Below are 4,557 nucleotides of genomic sequence, written 5' to 3'. Positions count from 1 at the left end.
AACTCGACCCTAGCAAAATCAAGTACTTACGATCTCGTGTTCACTGCGCGTTCCGCCAGCGCTGTCCAACTTGGGCAAGAGAACAAAATCGAGCAGCCCAAGCAACAGCACGGCGTGCGGCACATAATGTTTGAACAACCTGATCATGCGTTACGCCCATTCTTCAGTCGCCATCAGGCGATACTGACAAGGTCGATTGCCTTACAATATGCTGTAAGGAAATCCGACAGTGGGCGCACCCTGCCGTAAAATGGCAAAGAATTCCTGAATCCCGCCTGACAATGAAAGGATGATCAAATCATTTGCGCAATCCATCAGCGGCGTTGCGCGCAGCCTTCTCGATCACCTGGGCGGCTTCGTCCACGGACTGGGCCGTGCCGGTCACGACATCGGCACGTTTGTCCCTACTATGATCGTTGGTGAGATAGAAGAAACCAATGGCCAAGATGAGCGCTATTGCGACCAAGGCAAATGTAATGCCGCTGCCATGTAGTCGATCGACCCCATATTTCTTGGACCGTCCGGCATCCTCATGAGGATCTATAGCCACACGCCTCTCCTTTCAAGGGAGGAGAACGAGTGGCGGAATATTATCGTTCCCGATCAGTCTTCACTTAGCGGCTCACCCCGTCCCCGGCTGAGGCGATCCACATCGTCCATGATTTCATCAAGAACGGCGGTATCGGTCGTTTCCTGGCTGCGTCGCGAGGGCAGGTCGCCGCTTTCCATAAGCAGTTCGAGTGCCGCACGACCACGAGCCACACGGCTTTTGATGGTGCCCACGGCAACGCCGCAAATCTCGGCCGCCTCTTCATAGGCAAAGCCGCCTGCGCCAACCAGGATCAGCGCTTCGCGCTGGGGTTGGGGCAATTGCAGCAGGGCGCGCTGCATGTCGCTCAATTCGACATGCTTGTCCTGGCTGGCCGGTGCCGCAAGAATGCGATCGGCCGTCAGGTCGTCCCATTCACCGCGAAAGCGCGATCGGCGCATTTGCGAAAGATAATGGTTGCGTAGGATGATGAAGGTCCAGGCGCGCATATTCGTGCCGGCCTGAAACCGGGCGCGTGCCGCCCATGCCTTAAGCAGGGTTTCCTGCACGAGATCATCCGCGACATCACGGTTGCCCGACAGGGAACGGCCAAAAGCGCGAAGATGCGGAATGACCGCGGCCAGTTCACGCTTGAAATCCGAATCCGACAGCGCTGCGCGCTCCTCGACCGGCTCCACGTCCTCATCCATGGAAACAACCCCCATATTGGCTGTCGCCCTCGCCGCAGGAACCGACGTCGTCAAAGCCATAAATGCGCCTATACCTTAAATCAGATTTTGCCAGAGGCCCAAAGCCACAAACGCGATGGTCAGATCAAAAGAACGACCAGCATCCCAATGACAACCAATGCTAAAGATATGCCGAGGACGTAGCGCACGACATGGTTCTTGGAACCGCTGCGCGCGTCTTCGGAGGTGATACGTTCTTCCTGATCTGTCATAATCTCTCCCCGATCGTTACGCATGACTAACGCAACGATCGGCGGGGAGTTCCGACAAAGCAGGATATAAGCGTAACGATCAGGCCGGCGCGGTGGCCTGATCGAAGAAGAGCGCCTGCGAAATCGCGGCCTTTACCGTGGAACGCTGGAACGGCTTGGTGATCAGGAAGGTCGGTTCGGGCCGCTCGCCTGTCAGCAGGCGTTCGGGGAAGGCGGTGATGAAGATGACGGGCACGGCAAATTCGGCCAGAATGTCCTTGACCGCATCAATCCCGCTGCTGTCATCCGCCAATTGAATGTCGGCCAGCACCAGGCCGGGACGATCAGCAAGCGCTTCGCGCACGGCGTCTTCGGCGGTTACTGCAATGGCGGTAACTTCATGGCCAAGGTCGCGAACAATGGTTTCAATGTCCATCGCGATGATTGGCTCATCCTCGATGATCAAAACCTTGGCACGGGTCTGCGCTTCGATTTCACTCAGCGCTTCCTCGACCAGCCCTTCGACATCGACACTGTCCATGTCGATGAGATAGGCCACATCATCGACAGTGAAACCTTCCAACGCAGTCAGCAGCAGCGCCTGTCGCGGCAGGGGCGTCAAGCGCGCGAGGCGCGCCTGAGCAATGGCTTCGCGATCCCCATCAGCCGTCAGCGGCACATCTTCCAGATGCGCCGACGACCAGATGGCATGGAACGTGCGGTAAAGGCCAAGACGCGGATCGACGTCGGAGGGAAACTCTTCCGGCGCGGCAACGATCGCTTCGAGCGCTGCGCGAACATAGGCGTCACCATGCGTCTGGCTGCCGGTCAGTGCGCGAGCATAGCGGCGCAGAAACGGAAGATGGGGGTGTAGTTGCTGTCCAAGCGACATCGTCAATTCGTCTCCCTGCCCAAAGCGGGCCTGTTGTATCCGACACGGGGGAAGGATGGCGTAAAGGATGGAATGTCGATGCCCTGATGGCAACCCCCTTCCCTTCGATGCTCCCCGAACCGGCAGCGCGTAAAAAAACGCTAGCTTGGCCGGAACCAACGAAGGACCGATTTGTTTCGCAGTCACACGGTTTTTTCGATGAAGGTGCGTTTATCGTGACTTTAATGCGGAACGACGAATTGACGCGCCGTAAGATTCCCGCAAATACGGACTGGCTGGCGTGACAGAGATTGCTTCAGAGGGGCAGATTTTGGTTTCTTCTACCACGGAACACCGTTCGACCATGGCGGGCGAAGAGAAAAATGCGAAAAAGGCGGTTTCCTCGCGCAAAGGAAGGACCGCAAACCCGATGGACGAAGGCCATGTGTCCCAAGTGTTGCGTACCGTCTATCAACGCGCGGTGGACGAGGATATTCCCGCGGAAATGCTGGATTTGTTGAACAAGCTAGGCTGATTTTCACATGGACCGGGGCAGCCCTCCTCCGGCGGCCCGGTCGCTGACGGAACCTATCTCCCAAATTTTCAGATCTACCGGCGTCAAGATGTTTCTCATCCTGACGCTCGCACTCCTGCCACTTGGCCTGCTCGCCCTTATCGCCTCGCTTCAAGCCATACGCACTGCGGACCTTGAAAAAGAAGCGCTGCTTCGTGTCGCGGTGACGCAAAGCGCCCGCAAATTGACAGCGGACCTGCAATCGGATCGCACCGCCTTGCAACTGACCGTCGATAATCTGGCGTCAAATGGGGGCGACCGCAGCATTTGCGAGCGCCTGTCCCTGTTCCTTGCCTCAAATGATGCAGAAGGCGGACAATTTTACATCTATGATCGCGCTGGTCGTCGCTTGTGCGAGACCGGCATGCGCGAGCCTGCACAACTGAGCCTGACTAATCGCTTCGACGGGCCGCCGATCGAACTGCTCGCCAATGCGCCTTATCTGGTAAGCCGCGTCAACAGTGCAGACGAACGCATCACGGCGCTGATCTATTATTCCCGCGAGCATCTGGAAAATGTCGCCGACCCCGCAACGGCATTGCAAAATCGTAAACTGACTCTTCGTCAGGGCGACCGGCTATTCGCGATCAGTCATATTCGAAAAGACCCGCCCGGCGGAAAGAGCAGCAGCTTGTCGGCGCGGCTGGACCCTTATGATATAGAATTAACGATGACGGTACGCGAACCGCCCGCCACAGTGGCGCGACTGCTGTCGCTGTTCCTGCCGCTGGTCATGTGGTTTGCGGCCGCAGCGATTGGGTGGTTCGTGGTCAATCGCGTGCTGATCCGTCCGCTGGTAATATTGCGCCGCGCGGTTGCCGCCTATCATCCGGGCGAAGTGCTGGAACCGCTGCAACGGATGCGGACGCCAGCCCAGGAAATCGTCGATCTGGGCGAAACGTTCCGCGAAATAAGCGAGGATGTGGCGACCCATGAGGCCGAGATGGCCGAGGGGCTGGAAACGCAGCGCAAGCTGACGCGCGAAGTCCATCATCGGGTCAAAAATAACCTTCAGATCATCGCCAGCCTCATCAACCTTCACGCCCGGTCGGCGCATGAACCCGAAGCGGTCGAAGCCTATGCCTCGATCCAGCGCCGGGTCGATGCCCTGTCGGTGGTGCATCGCAATCATTTTGCCGAGTTGGAGGAAAATCGTGGTGTCGGCATTCGTCCGTTGATCAGTGAATTGTCCGCCAGTCTGCGCGGAACGGCGCCTGCCGCCGCGCGACGCTTTGCAATCCAGATCGACAGCGATAACCTCCATATCAGTCAGGATGTGGCGGTGCCGATTGCGTTCCTGCTGACCGAGCTGGTTGAACTGGCGATGATGCTCGATCCGCAGGGGTCGATGCACATTGCGGCCCACATGCTGCAAGACCAGAAAGGCCGGGCCTTGCTAAGTGTGACGTCGTCGGGCCTGCGGACGTCCGAGGCGATGACGGCCCATCTGTCGGAACGCTATGGTCGCGTGCTGACGGGCCTGTCGCGCCAGTTGCGTTCCGCGCTGGACCATGATGGCAATGACGGCCGCTACACGATCGCGATAACGATCATTCCCTAAATTCTAGAGCCGGATGACTTGAGGTTCACCGCTTTTCGTCATTGCGAGCGCAGCGAAGCAATCCATTGTGGTGCATATGGAT

At 57.9% G+C, this 4,557-nt stretch carries 7 protein-coding genes; 3 read left to right on the top strand and 4 right to left on the bottom strand.

What is annotated here, in order from left to right; genetic code table 11:
- On the top strand, window positions 1–249 hold a 249-nt coding region (locus V2I08_RS17165; RefSeq protein ID WP_349636148.1), incomplete at its 5' end, for a hypothetical protein.
- 49 nt (window positions 250–298) lie between these two features.
- Here the strand turns inward: V2I08_RS17165 and V2I08_RS17160 are convergent.
- The 4 genes from V2I08_RS17160 to V2I08_RS17145 form a co-directional block, all read right to left on the bottom strand.
- Window positions 299–544, bottom strand: coding sequence for a hypothetical protein (locus tag V2I08_RS17160; RefSeq protein WP_349636147.1), 246 nt, complete (start codon window positions 542–544; stop codon window positions 299–301).
- Window positions 545–603: 59 nt separating this feature from the next.
- Entirely contained in the window at window positions 604–1,254 is a 651-nt protein-coding gene (locus V2I08_RS17155; RefSeq protein ID WP_349636145.1) for a sigma-70 family RNA polymerase sigma factor, read from the bottom strand.
- 104 nt (window positions 1,255–1,358) lie between these two features.
- Entirely contained in the window at window positions 1,359–1,490 is a 132-nt protein-coding gene (locus tag V2I08_RS17150; RefSeq protein ID WP_349636144.1) for a hypothetical protein, read from the bottom strand.
- Window positions 1,491–1,569: 79 nt separating this feature from the next.
- Entirely contained in the window at window positions 1,570–2,361 is a 792-nt protein-coding gene (locus V2I08_RS17145) for a response regulator (RefSeq protein WP_349636146.1), read from the bottom strand.
- 280 nt (window positions 2,362–2,641) lie between these two features.
- On the opposite strand from V2I08_RS17145, the gene V2I08_RS17140 reads away from it, so the two are divergent.
- Entirely contained in the window at window positions 2,642–2,875 is a 234-nt protein-coding gene (locus V2I08_RS17140; protein WP_310224709.1) for a NepR family anti-sigma factor, read from the top strand.
- Window positions 2,876–2,963: 88 nt separating this feature from the next.
- Window positions 2,964–4,475 (top strand): sensor histidine kinase, encoded by a 1,512-nt coding sequence (locus tag V2I08_RS17135; protein WP_349636143.1) that lies wholly within the window; start codon window positions 2,964–2,966, stop codon window positions 4,473–4,475.
- Window positions 4,476–4,557 lie beyond the last annotated feature (82 nt).

The sequence above is a fragment of the Sphingobium sp. MK2 genome (assembly GCF_040170545.1).
Taxonomy (GTDB): Bacteria; Pseudomonadota; Alphaproteobacteria; order Sphingomonadales; family Sphingomonadaceae; genus Sphingobium.
This window is presented reverse-complemented; position numbering and strand designations above follow the sequence as displayed.

Bases quoted from the DNA above. Each gene is read 5' to 3' on its own strand.
- V2I08_RS17155 (WP_349636145.1), bottom strand. From the start codon at position 1,254: ATGGGGGTTGTTTCCATGGATGAGGACGTGGAGCCGGTCGAGGAGCGC.
- V2I08_RS17150 (WP_349636144.1), bottom strand. From the start codon at position 1,490: ATGACAGATCAGGAAGAACGTATCACCTCCGAAGACGCGCGCAGCGGT.
- V2I08_RS17145 (WP_349636146.1), bottom strand. From the start codon at position 2,361: ATGTCGCTTGGACAGCAACTACACCCCCATCTTCCGTTTCTGCGCCGC.
- V2I08_RS17135 (WP_349636143.1), top strand. From the start codon at position 2,964: ATGTTTCTCATCCTGACGCTCGCACTCCTGCCACTTGGCCTGCTCGCC.